This is a genomic window from Polaribacter batillariae, from assembly GCF_017498485.1.
Lineage (GTDB): Bacteria > Bacteroidota > Bacteroidia > Flavobacteriales > Flavobacteriaceae > Polaribacter > Polaribacter batillariae.
Map to the genome: position 1 here is coordinate 1,594,130 of NZ_CP071795.1, position 19,045 is coordinate 1,613,174.

A 19,045-nucleotide genomic window follows, 5' to 3' on the forward strand; every position below is an offset into this window, starting at 1 on the left:
AAAGTAAGAATTAACAGCTTAATCTTTGCTTAAGTAAATTCATATCCTCGCTTACTTTTTTGTCAAGAATTTTTGCATAATGCTGAGTTGTTTTCAAAGACTTATGACCTAACATTTTACTAACTGTTTCAATGGGAACCCCATTTGTTAGTGTTACAGATGTTGCAAAAGTATGACGTGCCAAATGAAAAGTTAAGTTTTTATTGATTCCACAAACATCCGCGATTTCCTTCAAATATGCATTCATTTTTTGATTACTAAGTACAGGTAGTAAAAACTGACTTTTTACCACACCTGGATGATTGCTATATTTTTCAATAATTGCTTCTGCAGTAGAAAGTAAGGGTATATTACTCCTTGAATTAGTTTTTGTTCTATAAGTTTTTATCCATCTATTACCATCTATACCAATTACAATATCACTATGCGACAGTTTTTTAACATCACTGTATGCTAATCCTGTAAAACAACTGAATATAAATATATCTTTAACTTGATTCAATCTTTTTATAGCAAGCTCTTTTGATACCAATTTTTCAATTTCTTCTTTTGATAAAAACTCTCTTTCTACTGTTTTAAGTCTCGCTTTCCAATTATAAAATGGATCTTTACTTATCCAGTCATTGGCATAAGCAATTCTAACAATTTTCTTAAAATTGGTAATGTATTTTATGGTTGTATTATGAGCGCAATTTTTTTCTGTTTTCAAATAATACTCGAAGCCAGTAATAAATTTATTGTTAATATCTTTTACTGGTATATCTTCTATTTTATATTCTTGATTAATATAATTTTTTAAATGTTTTTTTGCAGTTTTATACCTTTCTGATGTACCTAATGCGTAATCTTTACCAATTAGCTTTTCCATTTGAATATTATGATTTTCAAATATTTCCAAAGTCATTTTTCTAATCTCATTTTTACCTTGGTAAATATTTCTAATATTTATAGCTGTAATTAATTTATTCTCTTCTACTAATTTTTGATGTATTTTATAAATTCTATTTGCTATACTGTCAATATATTTATTAAGCTGTTGAGCTTCTCCAGAAGAACCTTTCATTTTACCTGCAGAAGAAATCCATTTTTTAACATCTACTTTTCTGGAAATACTTAATTCAGCTCTCTTACCATTTACGGTAATTCTTAAATAAATATTGGCTTTTCCATTTTTATCAGCTTTACTACGCTTTATATAAAAGATAAAAGAGAATAAATGTTGCATAGGTGTCAGTTAACTATTATAACATAAATATACAAAAAATAAATTATAAAAACATATAACTAATTAAATATCAGTACATTTAGTTTAATTCGGTGTCAGTTGAAGATTATGAAAATAGACACCTAATAAGCACCTTTTAGATCAATTTTTAATGATTTTAATTGATATGAAGCATACATTAAAAACCCTATAAACATAATGTTTATAGGGTTTTCATTTAATTTGATACCTCTATCGCAGAGAGGAAGGGATTCGAACCCTCGATACGTTGCCGCATACACACTTTCCAGGCGTGCGCCTTCGACCACTCGGCCACCTCTCTTTTTATACTGAATTTGTTTCAGTTTTTTCTTATTTAAAAAAACTAAAGATAAAGTTCAATCAACCCATTAGGAGTTTCGACCTCTATCGTTTTGTTTTCTCTATCTACTTTTTTAATGAAATCATCTACCATAGGAATAAAAATTTCTTTTCCTTCTCTATCGATTTCAAAAAGTGGTTGTGCAGCTTTGTCGTTTATATGAACAATTTGTCCGACTTTGCCAAAATTAGCATCTACAACAGTAAAACCAATTACTTCATGAAAATAAAATTTATCTCCAGACAATTCAGGCAATAAACTTATAGGTAAATAAATACCACATTTTAAGATGGTATCTGCTTCCTCTTCCGAATATACATCTTCGAACTGAACACGCAATTGATTTCCCTTATGCAACGAACTTTTTTCAATAAAAAATGGAACCAAGTTTGCGCCAATTTCAACGTAAACTGATTCCATTTCTCTGTACAACTCGGGTTCGTCTGTATCTAACTTAATAACAACTTCACCCTTAAAACTATATTTTGTTACGATTCTGCCTAAATAAAAACAATCTTCTTTACGCATAATTCGCAGAAACTATAATTATTCAGTTGCTTTCGCTTGTGTATCATCAATAGATTCTGCAGCTGCTTCTTCCGCAACTTCTTCTTCGACAACTGGTTTCGCTGCTTCGATTCTTGCTTCATTTACAGCTTTTTCGGCTGCTAAGGCTTTTGCTTTTGCTTCAGACTCTGCTTTAGATAAACCAGCTTCTTTGTCGGCAATTTTAGTTGCTTTTTCTTCAACCCAAGCATTAAATTTTGCATCTGCTTGTTCTTGCGTTAAAGCCCCTTTTCTTACACCACCAGCTAAATGATTCTTTAACATAGCGCCTTTGTAAGATAAAATGTTTTTTGCAGTATCTGTTGGTTGTGCACCATTTTGTAACCATGCTACAGCTTTATCTACATCTAAATCGATAACTGCAGGGTTTACATTTGGATTGTAAGTACCTATTTTTTCTAAGTATTTACCATCTCTTTTTGCACGTGCATCAGCAGCAACAATCCAATAAAATGGCTTGCCCTTTTTTCCGTGTCTTTGTAATCTGATTTTTACAGACATAATTTATTAATTTTTTGAGGTTCTCGACCTCGATTATTAAAAATCTTACCATCTCGTAGTAAGTGGGCGCAAAAATACAAAAACCTTTTGAAACTAAAACTCTAAACTTTAATATTTTTTTGGGTGTTTTAATGGGCTGGAGTTTACCTCGAGCGAAACCGAAAGGTTACTCGCTTTTTTCTTATGTAGAATTTAGTTTATTTCTTAAAAAATCAAATGAGTTAATAATCAAATCTTTTAAAGCAATCGAAACTCTAGCTTTGCCTTAAATTTGAAGTGTTGTTAAGATGTGAAACAATACGCATCTCAAAATAATTTATTGAAATTTAAAATGAAAATGATATTATGAAGTACACAGAAAAAGTTTCGAACAAGTTAAACGAATTATTAGAAAAGAATTACGATGCAGAAAAAGGATACCTAAATTCTGCAGATAATGTAGATAGTTCTAAATTAAAAATCTTTTTTAAAAACAGGGCTTCAGAAAGAAGTATGTTTGCAAAAGAATTAAGAACAGAAATTTTATCTTATGGGCAAATTCCAGAAGACAATGGTTCTTTTAAAGGAACAATGCACAGAAACTGGATGTCTTTAAAATCTTTATTTAGTTCTAATGACGAAGAAGCAATTTTAGAAGAAGCATTAAGAGGAGAAAAAGCAAGTTTAGAAGAGTATGACGAAATCTTAAAAGAAGATTCTTTTGCGCCATCAACAAGAAAAATGCTAGAAAATCAAAGACAGCAAATTCAAGCGGCTATTAATTCTTTAAAATTAGAAGAACATTTAGCTTCGTAATTTAAGCCACTGTTTTATTATAAATTAGTTAGAATTATAAATTTTAAAAAGTCAACCTTTAATTAGGTTGACTTTTTTGTTGTTGATAAGTGGTTAAAATTAGCAACCTAAAATCTCTTATGTTTTTGTATTTTTAACTTCCCAAAAAATAATAGTAAAAACTATTTAAAGCACAATTACACAATAAATGTACTTAATTTTCGATACAGAAACCACGGGTTTACCTAAAAGTTGGAATGCCCCAATAACAGATACAGACAACTGGCCAAGGTGTGTGCAAATTGCGTGGCAATTGCACGATGGTATGGGAAATGTATTAGAACATAACGATTTTTTAATAAAGCCAGAAGGCTATAACATTCCTTACGATGCAGAGAGAATTCATGGAATTTCTACAGAATTAGCAGAAGAAAAAGGAATCGATTTAGACGAAGGTTTGCGATTATTTAATAAAGCTCTAGGAAAAACAAAATTTATTGTTGGGCAGAACTTACAATTTGATATTCATATTATGGGATGCGAATTCCATAGATTAGGTATCGAAAACAACCTTACTTCTCTTCCTGTTTTAGATACATGTACAGAAAAAACAGCAACACTGTGTCAAATTCCTGGTGGTCGTGGAGGAAAATTTAAATTGCCTACTTTAACAGAATTGCATAATTATTTATTTGGCGTCGATTTTAACGAAGCACACAATGCAACTGCAGATGTTGAAGCAACAACACGTTGTTTTTTAGAATTGATTCGTTTACGAGAATTTACCAAAGAAGAGTTAGATGTAGATGAAAATTATTTTAAAAACTTTTCGGAAGCAAATCCAAAACCAATTCAGGTTATTGGCTTAAAACACATCAACCTAAAACAAGAAAGCGATAAAATTCGCCAACGTCTCGAAAAATTAAAAGACACTGCAGATACAAAATCGACTTCTGCTGGTTTGGCCAAATTAAAAGATGTAAAATTTGCACATTTACACAATCACACACAGTTTTCTGTTTTACAATCTACCATGCAAATAGGCAACATTGTAAAAGCCGCTGCCAAAGACAATATGCCAGCCATTGCAATGACAGATACTGCAAATATGATGGCCTCTTTTCACTTTGTAAGCGCTATTTTAAATCATAATAAAACTACAGAAAACCCAATAAAACCAATTATTGGGTGTGAATTTAACGTTTGCGAAGACCATAAAAACAAAACAGTTAAAGACAATGGTTACCAGATTGTTTTGTTAGCAAAAAATAAAAACGGCTATCATAATTTAGCAAAAATGTCTTCCATCGCTTTTGTAGATGGTTTTTATTACGTTCCAAGAATCGACAAAGAAGTTGTAAAAAAATACAAAGAAGATATTATTGTTTTAACAGGAAATTTATATGGTGAAGTACCTAGTAAAATTCTAAATCTCGGAGAAAAACAAGCAGAAGAAGCATTGCTTTGGTGGAAAGAGGAATTTAAAGACGATTTATACATCGAGTTGATGCGCCATAACCAACAAGATGAAACCATTGTAAACGAAACTTTGTTAAAGTTTTCTAGCGCCCACGATATTAAAATTGTTGCCACAAACAACACCTTTTATTTAGAAAAAAAAGATGCAAATGCCCACGATATTTTACTCTGTGTAAAAGATGGCGAAAAACAAGCAACACCTAAAGGAAAAGGTCGCGGGTATAGATATGGTTTGCCAAATGAGGAGTATTATTTTAAATCTTCGGATGAAATGAAAGCCCTATTTGCAGATTTACCAGAAGCGATTATCAACATTCAAGAAATTGTAGATAAAATCGAAATTTTTACACTAGCAAGAGATGTTTTGTTACCAGCTTTTGATATTCCTGAAGAATTTATCGACGAAAAAGACAAAGAAGATGGAGGAAAACGTGGAGAAAATAATTTCTTACGCCATTTAACTTACGAAGGTGCAAAAAAACGCTATGGAGAAATCACAGAATCTATTAAAGAACGTTTAGATTTTGAGCTTTCTGTAATTGAAAAAACAGGATATCCAGGTTATTTTTTAATTGTTGAAGATTTTATACGCGAAGCCAGAAACATGGGGGTTGCAGTAGGCCCAGGGCGTGGTTCTGCAGCAGGTTCTGTAGTTGCCTATTGTTTGTGGATTACCAATATCGACCCAATTAAATACGATTTACTTTTTGAGCGTTTCTTAAATCCAGAACGTATTTCGATGCCAGATATCGATATCGATTTTGATGATGAAGGACGAAGTAAAGTGATGGATTATGTAATTGATAAATACGGTGCTAATCAAGTAGCACAAATTATAACGTATGGAACCATGGCTGCAAAATCTTCCATTCGAGACACTGCCAGAGTTTTAGATTTACCGCTTTTTGAAGCCGATAGAATTGCTAAATTAATTCCTGGAATTAAACTAAAAAATATTTTTGGTGATGATGCTAAAAGTAAAAGTAAAGTAGAAGGTTTAAGAGCTGAAGAAAAACAACTGGTTGAAGAATTAAGACACATGTCTTTTGGAAACGATTTGGTTTCAGAAACCATTAATAAAGCCACCATTTTAGAAGGTTCTGTTAGAAATACTGGAATACATGCTTGTGGTGTAATTATTACACCTGGAGATATTACAGATTACGTTCCTGTTGCTTTAGCAAAAGATTCAGACATGTATGTTACCCAGTTCGATAACTCTGTAGTAGAATCTGCAGGTTTATTAAAAATGGACTTTTTAGGGCTAAAAACATTAACTTTAATTAAAGACACTGTAAAAATTGTAAAAGCAAAACATGGTATAGAATTAGACCCAGAAACGTTTCCTTTAGATGATAAAAAAACCTATGAATTGTTTCAAAGAGGAGAAACTGTAGGTATTTTTCAATACGAATCTCCAGGAATGCAAAAACACATGCGTTCTTTAAAACCAACCGTTTTTGCAGATTTAATTGCCATGAACGCCCTGTACAGACCTGGACCTATGGAATACATCCCTAGTTTTATCAACAGAAAACACGGTACAGAAGATATTGAGTACGATTTACCTGCCATGGAAGAATATTTGGCAGAAACTTACGGAATTACCGTCTATCAAGAGCAAGTAATGTTACTCTCGCAAAAGTTGGCAAATTTTACCAAAGGTGAAGCCGACGTTTTACGAAAAGCAATGGGTAAAAAACAAATAGCGGTTTTAGATAAAATGAAACCAAAATTTGTAGAACAAGCCGCAGCAAATGGCCATGACCCAAAAAAATTAGAAAAAATCTGGAAAGATTGGGAAGCCTTTGCAAGTTACGCTTTTAACAAATCGCACTCTACTTGCTATGCATGGATTGCTTACCAAACTGCCTATTTAAAAGCACATTATCCTGCAGAATATATGGCTTCTGTACTTTCTAATAATATGAAAGATATTAAAGCCGTTTCTTTTTTTATGGAAGAGTGTAAACGAATGGGATTGCAAGTTTTAGGTCCCGATTTAAATGAATCTTACCTAAAATTCTCTGTAAACAAAGAAGGTGCTGTTCGTTTTGGAATGGCTGCTGTAAAAGGTGTTGGAGCTGCAGCAGTAAGAGCCATTATTAAAGAAAGAGAAGAAAACGGAAATTATACTTCTATTTTCGATTTGGCAAAGCGTGTAGATTTGCGAGCCGCCAATAAAAAATCGTTTGATAGCTTGGTAAAAGCAGGCGCTTTCGATTCTTTTACAAATACACACAGAGCACAATATTTTGCAAAAGACGAAAAAGGAATTACCTTCTTAGAACGTGCTATGAAATTTGGAAGCAAATTTCAAGAAAATGCAAATTCTGCACAAGTTTCTATGTTTGGTGAAACTTCTACTGTACAATTTCCAGAACCAGAAATTCCACAATGCGAAAGTTGGGGAACCATGGAATTATTATCACAAGAAAAAGAAGTGATTGGAATTTATATTTCTGCACATCCTTTAGATGATTTTAAAAATGAAATGAAATTTTGCAACGCTGCTTTAAAATATTTTAAAGAAGATTTGGCAAAATATGTAAACATGAATTTAGCATTTGCCGCCATTGTTACAGATGTACAGCATCGAGTTTCTAAAGCTGGTAAAGGTTGGGCAATGTTTACGATGGAAGATTATGGCGATAGCCACGAATTTCGAATTTTTGGTGAAGATTATTTAAGAATGAAACACTTTTTAGTGCCCAATTCTTTCTTGTTTGTGCGATGTACAATTCAACCAGGTTGGACAAATAAAGAAGGTGTTACAGGAGAACCAAGGTTAAAATTTACAGAAATGAAGCTTCTTCATGACATTATGGACGAGCTTTGTAAAAAAGTAACCATACAACTTCCTATAGAAGAAATTAATGCCAATACCATTTTAAATTTAGAGTCTATTTTAAAAAATTCGCCAGGAAAACAAAGTTTGAATTTTACAGTTTGGGACGAAAAAGAGAAATTAGAAGTAAGTTTGCCAAGTAGAAACACAAAAATTCATATTACAAACGAGTTATTGGCGACTTTAGAGACGCAACAGATACAATTTAAGTTGAATTAGTATTTTGTGAGATTCTGCAAGGTTTCAAAAAAAACCTTGTAACGTGAGTTCGATATAATATTGATAATATCTATTTAAAAACCAGTTTATTGTCATTTCGAACGAAACGCAGTGTAGTTGAGAAATCTTATATTTAGCCTAAGATTTCTCCACAAGGTCGAAATGACAGCCAGAACACTTTTATTTTTTTCATTTTTGTTGAAAATAAATTCTATTATTCGTTTTTTTTAAAAATATTTTTGAATTCCTGCAAGTTTTTTTTCCATAATCAATAAAAATGATGTCATAGAAGAAACCCACAAGGTGTTATCGTAAAAAATAGCCACAAGTAGTTATTGGCGACTTTAGAGACGCAACAGATACAATTTAAGTTGAATTAGTATTTTGTGAGATCCTGCAAGATTTCAAAAAAAACCTTATAACGTGAGTTCGATATAATATTGATAATATCTATTTAAAAACCAGTTTATTGTCATTTCGAACGAAACGCAGTGTAGTTGAGAAATCTTATATTTAGCCTAAGATTTCTCCACAAGGTCGAAATGACAGCCAGAACATTTTTACTTTTTTCATTTTTGTTGAAAACAAATTCTACTATTCGTTTTTTTTTAAAGATTTTTGAATTCCTGCAAGTTTTTTTTTCCATAATCAATAAAAATGATGTCATAGAAGAAACCCACAAGGTGTTATCGTAAAAAATAGCCACAAGTAGTTGTTGGCGACTTTAGAGACGCAACAGATACAATTTAAGTTGAATTAGTATTTTGTGAGATCCTGCAAGGTTTCAAAAAAAACCTTATAACGTGAGTTCGATATAATATTGATAATATCTATTTAAAAACCAGTTTATTGTCATTTCGAACGAAACGCAGTGTAGTTGAGAAATCTTATATTTAGCCTAAGATTTCTCCACAAGGTCGAAATGACAGCCAGAACACTTTTACTTTTTTCATTTTTGTTGAAAATAAATTCTATTATTCGTTTTTTTTTAAAAATATTTTTGAATTCCTGCAAGTTTTTTTCCATAATCAATAAAAATGATGTCATAGAAGAAACCCACAAGGTGTTTCGTAAAAAATAGCCACAAGTAGTTATTGGCGACTTTATAGACGCAACAGATACAATTTAAGTTGAATTAGTATTTTGTGAGATCCTGTAAGGTTTCAAAAAAAACCTTGTAACGTGAGTTCGATATAATATTGATAATATCTATTTAAAAACCAGTTTATTGTCATTTCGAACGAAACGCAGTGTAGTTGAGAAATCTTATATTTAGCCTAAGATTTCTCCACAAGGTCGAAATGACAGCCAGAACACTTTTACTTTTTTCATTTTTGTTGAAAATAAATTCTATTATTCGGTTTTTTTTAAAAATATTTTTGAATTCCTGCAAGTTTTTTTCCATAATCAATAAAAATGATGTCATAGAAGAAACCCACAAGGTGTTTCGTAAAAAATAGCTACAAGGTTTTTTGAAACCTTGCAGGATGGCTGTAAAAATAATTTAGAAATGTAGATTTCTGCCATAGTTTATCTTGAGCGAAGACGAAAGGCAAGAAGACAGTTCGAATTAATCGGAAGTTAACTCTGTAAATAAACTTTCTAATGTTTTGTTTTTTGAACTTAATTCAAGAATTTTTAAGCTATTTTCTTGTGCAAAATCAAATATTTTAGAACGCATATCTTCATCAGAATTAAAGGTAAGTTGCCAAGTATTTTTACCGATATTTATGGATGAAACTAAATTTTCTAATTGATTGATTAAAACCTTATCAACCTTTGTATTAAAAATAACTTTTATGATTTGTTGCTGGTTCTTTTGAAGTTCAGCTATCTTTTTATCTATAATGAGTTCTCCTTTTTTTATAATGATTACTCGATCGCAAACGGCTTCTACTTCTTGCATAATATGTGTAGAAAACAATACGGTTTTGTCTTTTCCTAATTCTTTAATTAATGCTCTAATTTCTATTAACTGATTTGGATCTAAACCTGTTGTAGGCTCATCTAAAATTAAAATATTGGGATTGTGTAAAATAGCTGCCGCCAAACCCACTCTTTGTTGATATCCTTTAGAAAGTTGATTTATTTTCTTATGAGCTTCTGCAATTAAACCCACTTTTTCGATACAAGTTTCTATTTGGTTTTTATCGACCTGAAATATTGATGCCAGAAACTGTAAATATTCACGCACATACATATCTAAATACAAAGGATTGTGTTCTGGTAAATAGCCAATTGTTTTTTGGGCTTCTAATGGGTTTTCTAAAACATTTATTTCATCAACATAAACTTTACCTTCATTGGGTTTTATAAAACCGGTTAAGATTTTCATCATGGTAGATTTCCCTGCTCCATTGGGTCCTAAAAAACCAATAATTTGTCCTTTTTCAGCAGAAAACGAAATAGTATTAAGGGCTTTTTGAGTTTTATAAATTTTGGAAACAGAAGAAACTTTTATAGACATATAACAAATTTAGTTTGAACAATCTTTAAAACGAATTTATCTTAATTTTAGTTTAATCAATCGTATTTGTTCTAATTTTTCGAATATTTTTCATTCGAGACCAAGTAATCTTGTGTCTTTGCTTATAAAACCATAAGGTTCCTAAATCTAAAAGAAAATAAAAAAAACTAATGCCACTTGGTGGATTGTAACTGGGCAAAAAATCGAAAACTCCCCAAGCTGTATTGGGCCACCACCAACATTTGTAAGTGGTTCCAACAATTTCTAAATAAGCTACTGTAACGTACATTGCTAAATAAAAGAGACGTTCTCTCGGTTTTTTTCTTAAAATTAAAAGCGTTGCCATGGTCATTACAAATCCAAAAACATCGTTTTTAAAAATTAAAAAAACAGTCGCATAAATAAAAATAAAAATAGTAAGAAACCTTTCTATTTGAATTTTGTTTTTAATTATTGATGATGCCTTAGAAAAATACAAAACTGCTACATAAACAATGGCATGTCCTGGAGGTACATAATGTGGTACATTACCCAATCTATAAGTGTACATGCCTAATAAAATAGAGAAAAGATATTCGCCAAAAGTTGCAATAATTACAGCAGCAATCATTTGTTCTTTTACTCTCTTGTTTACTTGCCAGAAGACAATTCCAAAACCAATAAACATACTAATATTGGCAAATAGTTGTGCATTATTTGTTTGCGAAACCATATAAAAGCTATCTAAAAACAGCCCAAAACCTATAAATAAGAATAAGGCTCCTAAACTTTTAGTCGTTGCAAAATAGGGCGATTTTGATGCAAGTAAACTCATGGGGCAAAAATAGAGAAAGTAAACAAAAAATGGCTCGATAAATTGAGCCATTTTTTAATTTGTATTTTGTTTTCAACTTACAATTGATATCTTACTCTAAAGCTTACAAATCTTGGTAAAATAAATCTTTCGTTTACTGTAAATGAAAAAAGACCTTGGTTTACAGAAGTTTCTGAACCTGTACCTAATAAGTTATTCCCTACCAATTCATATTCCCATTTTGCATCTTTGTCTTTTCTGTAGGCTAATTTTGCATTCCAAATATTAAATGAACTTTGCTTGCTTCCTCCTTGTCTTACTTCGTTAAAAGTAAAATCTGAAGTTAGTGTTACAGAATCCCAAATATAAGCATCGAAATCTATAGAAGGTGCATGTGTTACAGATTTTACAACTGCTGGTCTTGCAGTATTGTCTTGATCTGAAAAATTAACTCTATAACGTAAAGTAACGTTTGGTGCTTTTCTAAAATTAGTACCTATTCTTGCATTTAGCCCTCTATTTAAGCTCTCGTTCGTGTTCTCTAAAGTATTAATAAATTGGTAAGTTTTACTGAATGAATAATTAGCTCCAATAGAAGTTTGAATTTTACCAAATCGTTTTCCTGCATTGGCAAAAGCAAAAATACTTTCGTTATCGAAGGGTGAATTTAAATTTGTAGAACTTGAAACTACAGAACCTGGCTCGAAAATTGTGTTTCTATTTACCTGATTTGCAGTTTTATTATAACTTACTCTTGCAAATACGTTTGTATTGTTAAATAAATTAAAACTTCTGTAAAAAAGTGATGCATTATGTCTGCTTGCATTTACTAAATTTGCGTTGCCTGCAAAGAAAGAATTGTAATTATTTGCTACAATACCTCTTGCGATTTGATTCACATCTGTAAAATTTATCTCTTTTTTGTACGTAAAAGTTAAACTTTCGCTTCTTTTAAATTGTGCAATTGCTTCAAACTCTGGTAATACTTCTAGAAATTTATCTTTGAAATATTCTGTACCATATTGTGTATTGTTCGAATTATAAGAATGTACAGTAACTCCTGGAGTAATTGTAAAAATACCTGCTTTTAAACGATATCTAACTCCTGCATAAATATCTGTAAAGTTATATTCTGTATCGTTTGTGGTTTGTGGATCTGGAATGCCGTTGATTGTTGGATTTGGAGTAAACTCATTTCCATTATCTAAAATTTGGAAAAACCTAGAATTAAAATTTTGCTTGCTTAAAATAGTTCCAGCTACAAAGTTTAAATTACTTTTTGAGTTTAAGATATGGTAATAATCTAATTTTGCATCTAGTTGGTTTGATTTTACTTTTCTATCTTGTTCTAAATTATAGAATAAATTAGATCTATCTAAGCCTAAACTCTCTGCTGCATCATCAAAACCATCGTTATCAGCGTCATCGTTGTTATTAGGATCATTTTCCAATGAAGCTACATAAAAAGGATCTTCGTCTTGTAATAAATGTTTTACTTCTAAAGCGAAAATATTATTTTCGTTTGCAGTGTAGAAGTAACTAAAATCTTGGTTTATCGTATAAGGTGTCGCTCTTTCTCTTTCTGTAATATCACTTAAAACACGAGAGTCTGCACTTTCTGTTTTAAATTCGTTAGAAAAACGACCAGATACATTGTAATTTAATTGATTGTTTATGTTTTTCCTATAAATTGAACTAAAACGAAACAACCCAGAATTACTTGTTTGATTGGTAATATTATCTACAAAATCGTCTGGAGTGCTAGGATCTACATAATCGATATCTCTAATATTTCTTTGTTCATTACTATTGCTAGAAAAAATTAAAAACCCACTTAAGTCTAATTTTTTATTCGGCGAATAACTAAGGTTTAAAGCAGATAATTTCGTGTTTATTTTATTCGCATTTCTTCCACCCGCGGTTAAAAAACCAATTCCTGCACTTGCAATGCTAATGTTTGTTCCATTAGAGGGGCTTTGGCTTCTAAAGTTAGACCCGAAACTTCTTAAATCGCTTCTATTTAAAACAACGTCTCCTAAGTTGTTTATGTCTCCAATTACATTTACGGTATATTTTGGAGAATAGTAAAACAATTTGGGTTGAAATAAATACAAGGTTTCGTCTGGTGCACTACCAGCTCCAGCAGTAACATCTCCAAACCAAAAGTTCTTTTTACCTTCTTTTAATTTAATATTAATTGCCACTCGATCTTGGTTGTTTTGTACGCCTCTTAGCTGATTTACATCTCCGTAGTTTCTTAAAACTTGAATTTTATCTACAGCATTCGAAGGTATGTTTTTTGAAGCTAATTTGGTATCTCCACTAAAAAACTCTTTTCCATCTACTGTAATTTTTTCTACAACCTTGCCTTCTACTTCTATTTGACCCGCGTCATTAATTTCTACCCCTGGTAATTTTTCTAGAACGTCTTCTAATTTTCTTTCGGAACCGTTTTTAAAAGAATCTGCATTGTAAACAATGGTATCTCCTTTAATGGTTACTGGCATTTTAGAAACGATGGTAATTTCATCTAAAGAATTATCTTCAAACAGTGTAATATTTTTTACAAGATTTTCAGTTTTTGTGGTTATCTCAAATTCAGATGTTTTCATTCCAATGTAACTTATTTTTACATCGAATGTGCTGTTTTTGTCTAAATCTAATTTATAATTTCCTTTGGCATCTGTAAAACCGTAAGAAGCCATTTTTTTGGTTGTTTTATTAATCGCTAAAACATTTGCCATTTCTAAAGGTGTTCCAATACTGTCTTTAACAACTCCTGTAAGTTTTACTTGTGCAGTTGTTATAAATGAAACCATAAAAATGGCCAATAGTAGTAATTTTTTCATCCTGTAAATTGTGTATTTTTGGTTTGTAAATGTTTATAGCTTTTATTGTTTTGAAATTACGGTAAAAGAAATTGACAAATGGTATTAGTTTCTTCTTCTTCGATTTCTATACATTTCTCTCATTTCTTCCATTTTCTTCGTAATAATTTGGTTGTACTCTTCTCTAGTTACTTCTGTTCCTTTACTAGGTGCTTCTATTGTTACTTTATCTTCTGGATTTATAACAATTTCGGTACATAATATTGTAGTTCTTCCGGAGTTTAATTCTAAAATTAAACCAGGCAACCCCCAATATTCGCCAGGACCATTACTAATTGGAATTTGTGGAGTGTACCATGCTGTAACTGTAATTTGTTTTGGCATTTCTATTTCATCAGAAATTTTTACAACATTGGTTGTGTCTTTTTTTGTTTCGTCTTTCTTTTTGTTATCATCGTTATTTCTTCTTCTTCTCATGTTGGTCCAATCTGTTGGATCTACGTCTTTTGTAAGGGTTGCTTTGTAACAAACGTATTCTCCAATTTTTTTGGTTTCGCTACCTAATTCCCATTCTGGTCTTTTCATCTCATCGGAAATTAAGAACTTTTTACCAAAAAACTCAATCGATTCTAATGCTACTAAATCTTTGGTGTTTTTATATTTTACTCCACTACCTGTCATGCTTCCCCAGCCTCTGCCTCCACCAGCAGTTGGGGCAGCTAATTTTTCGTCTTCTTTATAAATCGAGGAAGATTTATCGAATGTTAAAATAAAGGTCTTTTCGAGAAAAGATTTCATTCTTGCTGCCATTTGCTTCTTTTGAGCTTCTGACATTTTATTAAAACGATCTCCAAACCTACTCATATCCATAGTTGTTTTAGACATGTAAGTGGCTTTTCCTTGAAAATCTTTTTGAGCAAAGGTTGTTACTGTTACTAATGCGATTAATACTGTAAATAGTGGTTTCATAATATTTTTATCTAATTTATTGGTCCAAAAATTAGTGTTAATGGACAACTCTAAGACTTAAAAAACTCTTAATAGTTTAATTTCGCATTAGAAAAAAAATAGGCAATTGTAAAAGCTATTAGCCTCCAAATTTAACATTTACCCCATTTCCTAAATCCAAACCATTTCTACCTTTTATCTTCTCCATCATTTCATCTGTTTTTTGTTTTTGAATTTTATTAAATTTCTCTTGTGAAACTACTTTTCCTTTTTTAGGCTTTTCTATGGTGATTTTTTCTTTTGGATTTAATATAATTTCTGTGCAAACAATTATTCTTGTTCCGTCGTTTACTTCTAAAATTAAGCCTGGTAAGCCTTGGTAATTTGCAGGTCCGTTACTTAAAGGAATTTGAGGTGTGTACCAAGCAGTAGTTACCACTGTTTCTTTTTTAACCTCTTCTACAGATTCTCCATCTTTAAACGTAATGTTTTTACTTTCTATTTCTTCAGAAAAAGTTGCTTTATAGCAGGTATATGTTCCAATATTTTTAGTTTCGGAAGACAATTTCCAATCGTATTTTGGTAATTGGTCTTTTATTAAAAACCGTTTTCCTTGAATTTCTGTTTGATTGAAATAGCGATTCTCTTTTAGATTTTTAAAATAAACATCAGATGCTCCAGGACCACCAAAAGTAATAACTCTAATATTTGCTCCTCCAATTTGCGGTTTTGGTGCATCTAGCTTTGCTTCTTCTTTATAAGTTGATACATTTTTGTCGAAATTTAAAATGTAGGTTTTTTGGTTCATTTTTTCCAAGCGTTTTCTTAGTGCTTCTTGCATTTTATCATCTACGCCTTTGGCATCTTTTATTTCGAAATTGCTTTTTTCACTCGTTTTATAAACAGCTTTTCCTTGAAAATTTTGTGCATTTAACGCAAATGCAACCATTATTGTTAGTGTTGTTAAAATTGATTTCATAATTTGTTATTTTAGTTCGATGGTACAAATATCTTACACAAATACATTCTACTTAGTTAACGAGCGTTAACGAGTGTTAACAGTTTATTTTTATTAAAAAAAGAAACTACCTTTGAGGCATGAATACACAAAAACACAGATGGATTCTTTATTTAATTGTAATTACAATTATAGCTACAATTGCTATTCAGTTCTATTGGAATTATAAAAATTACGAAGAAAATAAGCGACAAGTTACTAATGAAATTCAATTAAGTTTAGACAATGCTATTGAAGAATATTTTTCTTCTTTAGCCAAAAGTAATTTTTTAACAATTATAGAAACAAAAGATTTTAAATTTTTAAACGATACAACGAAAACTGAAAATAATGAAAAACCAAAATTTACCATTAATGACATAAAAATTACCTCAGATAAAAACTTTTCTAAAGAAAAGGTAGATTCTATCTTAACCTCCACAAAAGAGCTCGTATCGAAATTTAGTTTAAAGAAAGACTCTTTAATTTATAATACTGAAAAAAAGAAAACAGATTCTGTAAATTTTTTTACAAAATTTACAGATTTAAAAAATGGCTACAATATAAAATTAGACGGTTCTAAAACAAAAATTAAATATTTTAAAGGTAAAAAAGCCGCAGACAGTTTAAAACTAATTAATAATTTAAAACCCATTTTTATTTCTTTTTTTGAACAAAAAATTCAATACAAAAAAATTGATTCGTTAATAGAAAACCAATTAAAACAAAGAGAAATAAACGTACAAACCAGTTTTCATCATCTTAAAAAAGACACTTTATTTCATCAAACGAAAGATCGTTTATTAAGCAACCATTTTAATATTGTAAAATCTAAATCTACATATGTAAAAGAAAATGAAGTTTTTGAACTGGCCTATACAAACTCTAATTTAGAAGCATTAAAAAGAAGTTCTTTTGGTATCTTTTTATCTTTTTTATTAGCAATGGCAGTAATTTCGTCGTTATTTTATTTGTTAAAAATTATCAATCAACAAAAAGAATTGGCAAGCATAAAAAACGATTTAATTAGCAACATTACACACGAATTTAAAACCCCTATTGCCACAGTTTCCACAGCTATCGAAGCCATCGAAAATTTTAATGTTTTAAAAGATAAAGAAAAAACAAAAAAATACCTTGCCATGTCCACAGTTCAGTTAAAAAAACTGCATCAAATGGTCGAAAAACTACTAGAAACAGCCACTTTAGATAGCGAACAATTATTATTAAAAAAAGAAACTGAAAACATTACAGAAATTGTTGAAAAATTAGTAGTTAAACATCAACTCTTATCGCCTTCTAAAAACATTTCATTCTCTACAAATTTGCAACCAGTGTATGCAAATGTAGATGTTTTTCATTTCGAAAACGCCGTTTCTAATTTAATCGACAATGCCGTAAAATATGGTGGAGATAAGATTGAAGTAACAATTAACTCTATTTTAAACACAACAGAAATTTCTGTGGCAGACAATGGAAAAGGAATTGACAAAAACCAGCAAGAGAAAATTTTCGATAAATTTTATCGCATTCCAAAAGGAAATACACACGATGTAAAAGGTTTCGGAATTGGTTTGTACTATTGTAAAAAAATTATCGAAAAACATAATGGAAGCCTACATTTATCTACCACAAAAAACAACACCATTTTTAAAATAAACTTGCCCAATGAATAAGATAAAAGTACTCTTAGCAGAAGACGAAGCCAGTTTAGGAATGATTGTAACAGAAAGCCTAGAATCTAGAGATTTTAAGGTTTACCACGCAATTAATGGCGAAGAAGCCATGCAAATATATCTACAAGAAAAACCAGATATTTTGGTATTAGATGTAATGATGCCTAAAAAAGATGGTTTTACTTTAGCCAAAGAAATCCGAGAAGAAAACAAACGAATTCCTATTATTTTCTTAACAGCAAAATCGCAAACAAGCGATGTTTTAGAAGGTTTTAATCACGGAGGAAACGATTATTTAAAAAAACCCTTTTCCATAGAAGAATTAATCGTTCGAATAAAAGCCTTGTTAAATCGAGTAGAGTTAAAACAAAACATAGAAAACATTAAAATAGGAAACTACACTTTTAATTACACCAAACAACTATTAATTTTTAACGAAGACAACACAAATCTTACCCACAGAGAAGCGCAATTACTATTTTATTTAATTGAAAAGAAAAACGAAGTTTTAGACAGAACATTTATCTTGAATAAATTATGGGGAAATGACGATTTTTTTAATGCAAGAAGTATGGACGTTTTTATAACAAAACTTCGTAAAAAACTAAAAAAAGACAAAAACATACAAATTATTAACGTACGCGGTTTCGGATATAAATTGCTCTGTTAATTCTGCTACAATTGCAAAAAATGTGTACCTTTAGCATCCCTTTTTAATCTTATATACTTTAAAATATGCACGTTGCAATTGCAGGAAACATTGGCGCAGGTAAAACTACGCTAACCAAACTTTTAGCCAAACACTACAAATGGAAACCGCATTACGAATCTGTAGATGAAAACCCATATTTAGACGATTTTTATGGAGAAATGGAACGCTGGTCGTTTAATTTGCAAGTCTATTTTTTAAACAGTCGTTTTCGTCAAATTTTAGAACTAAGAGAAAGCGGAAACAACATTATTCAAGATCGAACCATTTACGAAGACGCACATATTTTCGCACCCAATTTACATGCAATGGGTTTAATGACCAATAGAGACTATAACAATTACAGCTCTCTATTCGAGTTGATGGAAAACTTAGTTGCCCCACCAGATTTATTAATTTATTTACGTGCAGATATTTCTACACTAGTTGGGCAAATTCACAAACGCGGTAGAGAATACGAAAACTCCATTTCTATCGACTATTTAAGCAGATTAAACGAACGTTACGAAGCATGGATTTCTACCTACAAAAAAGGAAAATTACTAGTTATAGATGTAGATCATTTAGATTTTGTAGATAATCAAGAAGATTTAGGATACATTATAGACAGAATCGATTCTCAAATTAACGGATTGTTTTAATAAAATAAAACG

Annotated in this window: 13 protein-coding genes and 1 tRNA gene; 5 read left to right on the forward strand and 9 right to left on the reverse strand. The window is 30.8% G+C overall.

The annotated features are described in order from the left end of the window. Positions 1-10: 10 nt before the first annotated feature. The 4 genes from JL193_RS06940 to JL193_RS06955 form a co-directional block, all read right to left on the reverse strand. Positions 11-1,225 carry a site-specific integrase gene (locus JL193_RS06940; RefSeq protein ID WP_207973093.1) on the reverse strand — a complete coding sequence of 405 codons (1,215 nt, stop codon included), beginning with the start codon at positions 1,223-1,225 and terminating at the stop codon, positions 11-13. Between the two features lie 237 nt (positions 1,226-1,462). Continuing rightward, positions 1,463-1,547, reverse strand: a tRNA-Ser gene (locus tag JL193_RS06945). Positions 1,548-1,589: 42 nt separating this feature from the next. Continuing rightward, positions 1,590-2,114 (reverse strand): ribosome maturation factor RimM, encoded by a 525-nt coding sequence (rimM, locus tag JL193_RS06950; RefSeq protein ID WP_207973094.1) that lies wholly within the window; start codon positions 2,112-2,114, stop codon positions 1,590-1,592. Positions 2,115-2,132: 18 nt separating this feature from the next. Then, positions 2,133-2,654 (reverse strand): 30S ribosomal protein S16, encoded by a 522-nt coding sequence (locus JL193_RS06955; protein WP_207973095.1) that lies wholly within the window; start codon positions 2,652-2,654, stop codon positions 2,133-2,135. A 345-nt stretch (positions 2,655-2,999) separates the two neighbouring features. Here JL193_RS06955 and JL193_RS06960 point away from each other — a divergent pair, with 345 nt between their 5' ends. Further along, positions 3,000-3,449: a ferritin-like domain-containing protein gene (locus JL193_RS06960; protein ID WP_207973096.1), complete on the forward strand. Its 450-nt coding sequence runs from the start codon at positions 3,000-3,002 to the stop codon at positions 3,447-3,449. Positions 3,450-3,636: 187 nt separating this feature from the next. Further along, positions 3,637-7,974, forward strand: coding sequence for a DNA polymerase III subunit alpha (gene dnaE / locus JL193_RS06965; protein WP_207973097.1), 4,338 nt, complete (start codon positions 3,637-3,639; stop codon positions 7,972-7,974). A 1,570-nt stretch (positions 7,975-9,544) separates the two neighbouring features. On the opposite strand, the gene gldA is transcribed toward dnaE, so the two are convergent. The 5 genes from gldA to JL193_RS06990 all read right to left on the reverse strand — a co-directional run bounded on the left by gldA (position 9,545) and on the right by JL193_RS06990 (position 15,989). Beyond that, a complete protein-coding gene (gldA, locus tag JL193_RS06970) occupies positions 9,545-10,441 on the reverse strand; it encodes a gliding motility-associated ABC transporter ATP-binding subunit GldA (RefSeq protein WP_207973098.1) in 897 nt (298 codons plus the stop codon). A gap of 52 nt (positions 10,442-10,493) precedes the next feature. Beyond that, a complete protein-coding gene (locus tag JL193_RS06975; RefSeq protein WP_207973099.1) occupies positions 10,494-11,255 on the reverse strand; it encodes a hypothetical protein in 762 nt (253 codons plus the stop codon). A 77-nt stretch (positions 11,256-11,332) separates the two neighbouring features. Next, positions 11,333-14,083 carry a carboxypeptidase-like regulatory domain-containing protein gene (locus tag JL193_RS06980; protein WP_207973100.1) on the reverse strand — a complete coding sequence of 917 codons (2,751 nt, stop codon included), beginning with the start codon at positions 14,081-14,083 and terminating at the stop codon, positions 11,333-11,335. 84 nt (positions 14,084-14,167) lie between these two features. Continuing rightward, positions 14,168-15,031: a GLPGLI family protein gene (locus tag JL193_RS06985; RefSeq protein WP_207973101.1), complete on the reverse strand. Its 864-nt coding sequence runs from the start codon at positions 15,029-15,031 to the stop codon at positions 14,168-14,170. Positions 15,032-15,149: 118 nt separating this feature from the next. Then, positions 15,150-15,989, reverse strand: a complete 840-nt coding sequence (locus JL193_RS06990; protein WP_207973102.1) for a GLPGLI family protein — start codon at positions 15,987-15,989, stop codon at positions 15,150-15,152. Positions 15,990-16,108: 119 nt separating this feature from the next. On the opposite strand from JL193_RS06990, the gene JL193_RS06995 reads away from it, so the two are divergent. The 3 genes from JL193_RS06995 to JL193_RS07005 all read left to right on the forward strand — a co-directional run bounded on the left by JL193_RS06995 (position 16,109) and on the right by JL193_RS07005 (position 19,033). Next, positions 16,109-17,683, forward strand: coding sequence for a sensor histidine kinase (locus JL193_RS06995; protein WP_207973103.1), 1,575 nt, complete (start codon positions 16,109-16,111; stop codon positions 17,681-17,683). Next, the gene (locus JL193_RS07000; RefSeq protein ID WP_207973104.1) at positions 17,676-18,353 is read left to right on the forward strand and encodes a response regulator transcription factor; all 678 of its coding nucleotides are present in this window, start codon (positions 17,676-17,678) and stop codon (positions 18,351-18,353) included. The genes JL193_RS06995 and JL193_RS07000 overlap by 8 nt, the downstream gene beginning before the upstream one ends. 65 nt (positions 18,354-18,418) lie before the next feature. Next, a complete protein-coding gene (locus JL193_RS07005) occupies positions 18,419-19,033 on the forward strand; it encodes a deoxynucleoside kinase (RefSeq protein WP_207973105.1) in 615 nt (204 codons plus the stop codon). The last annotated feature ends 12 nt before the right edge of the window (positions 19,034-19,045 follow it).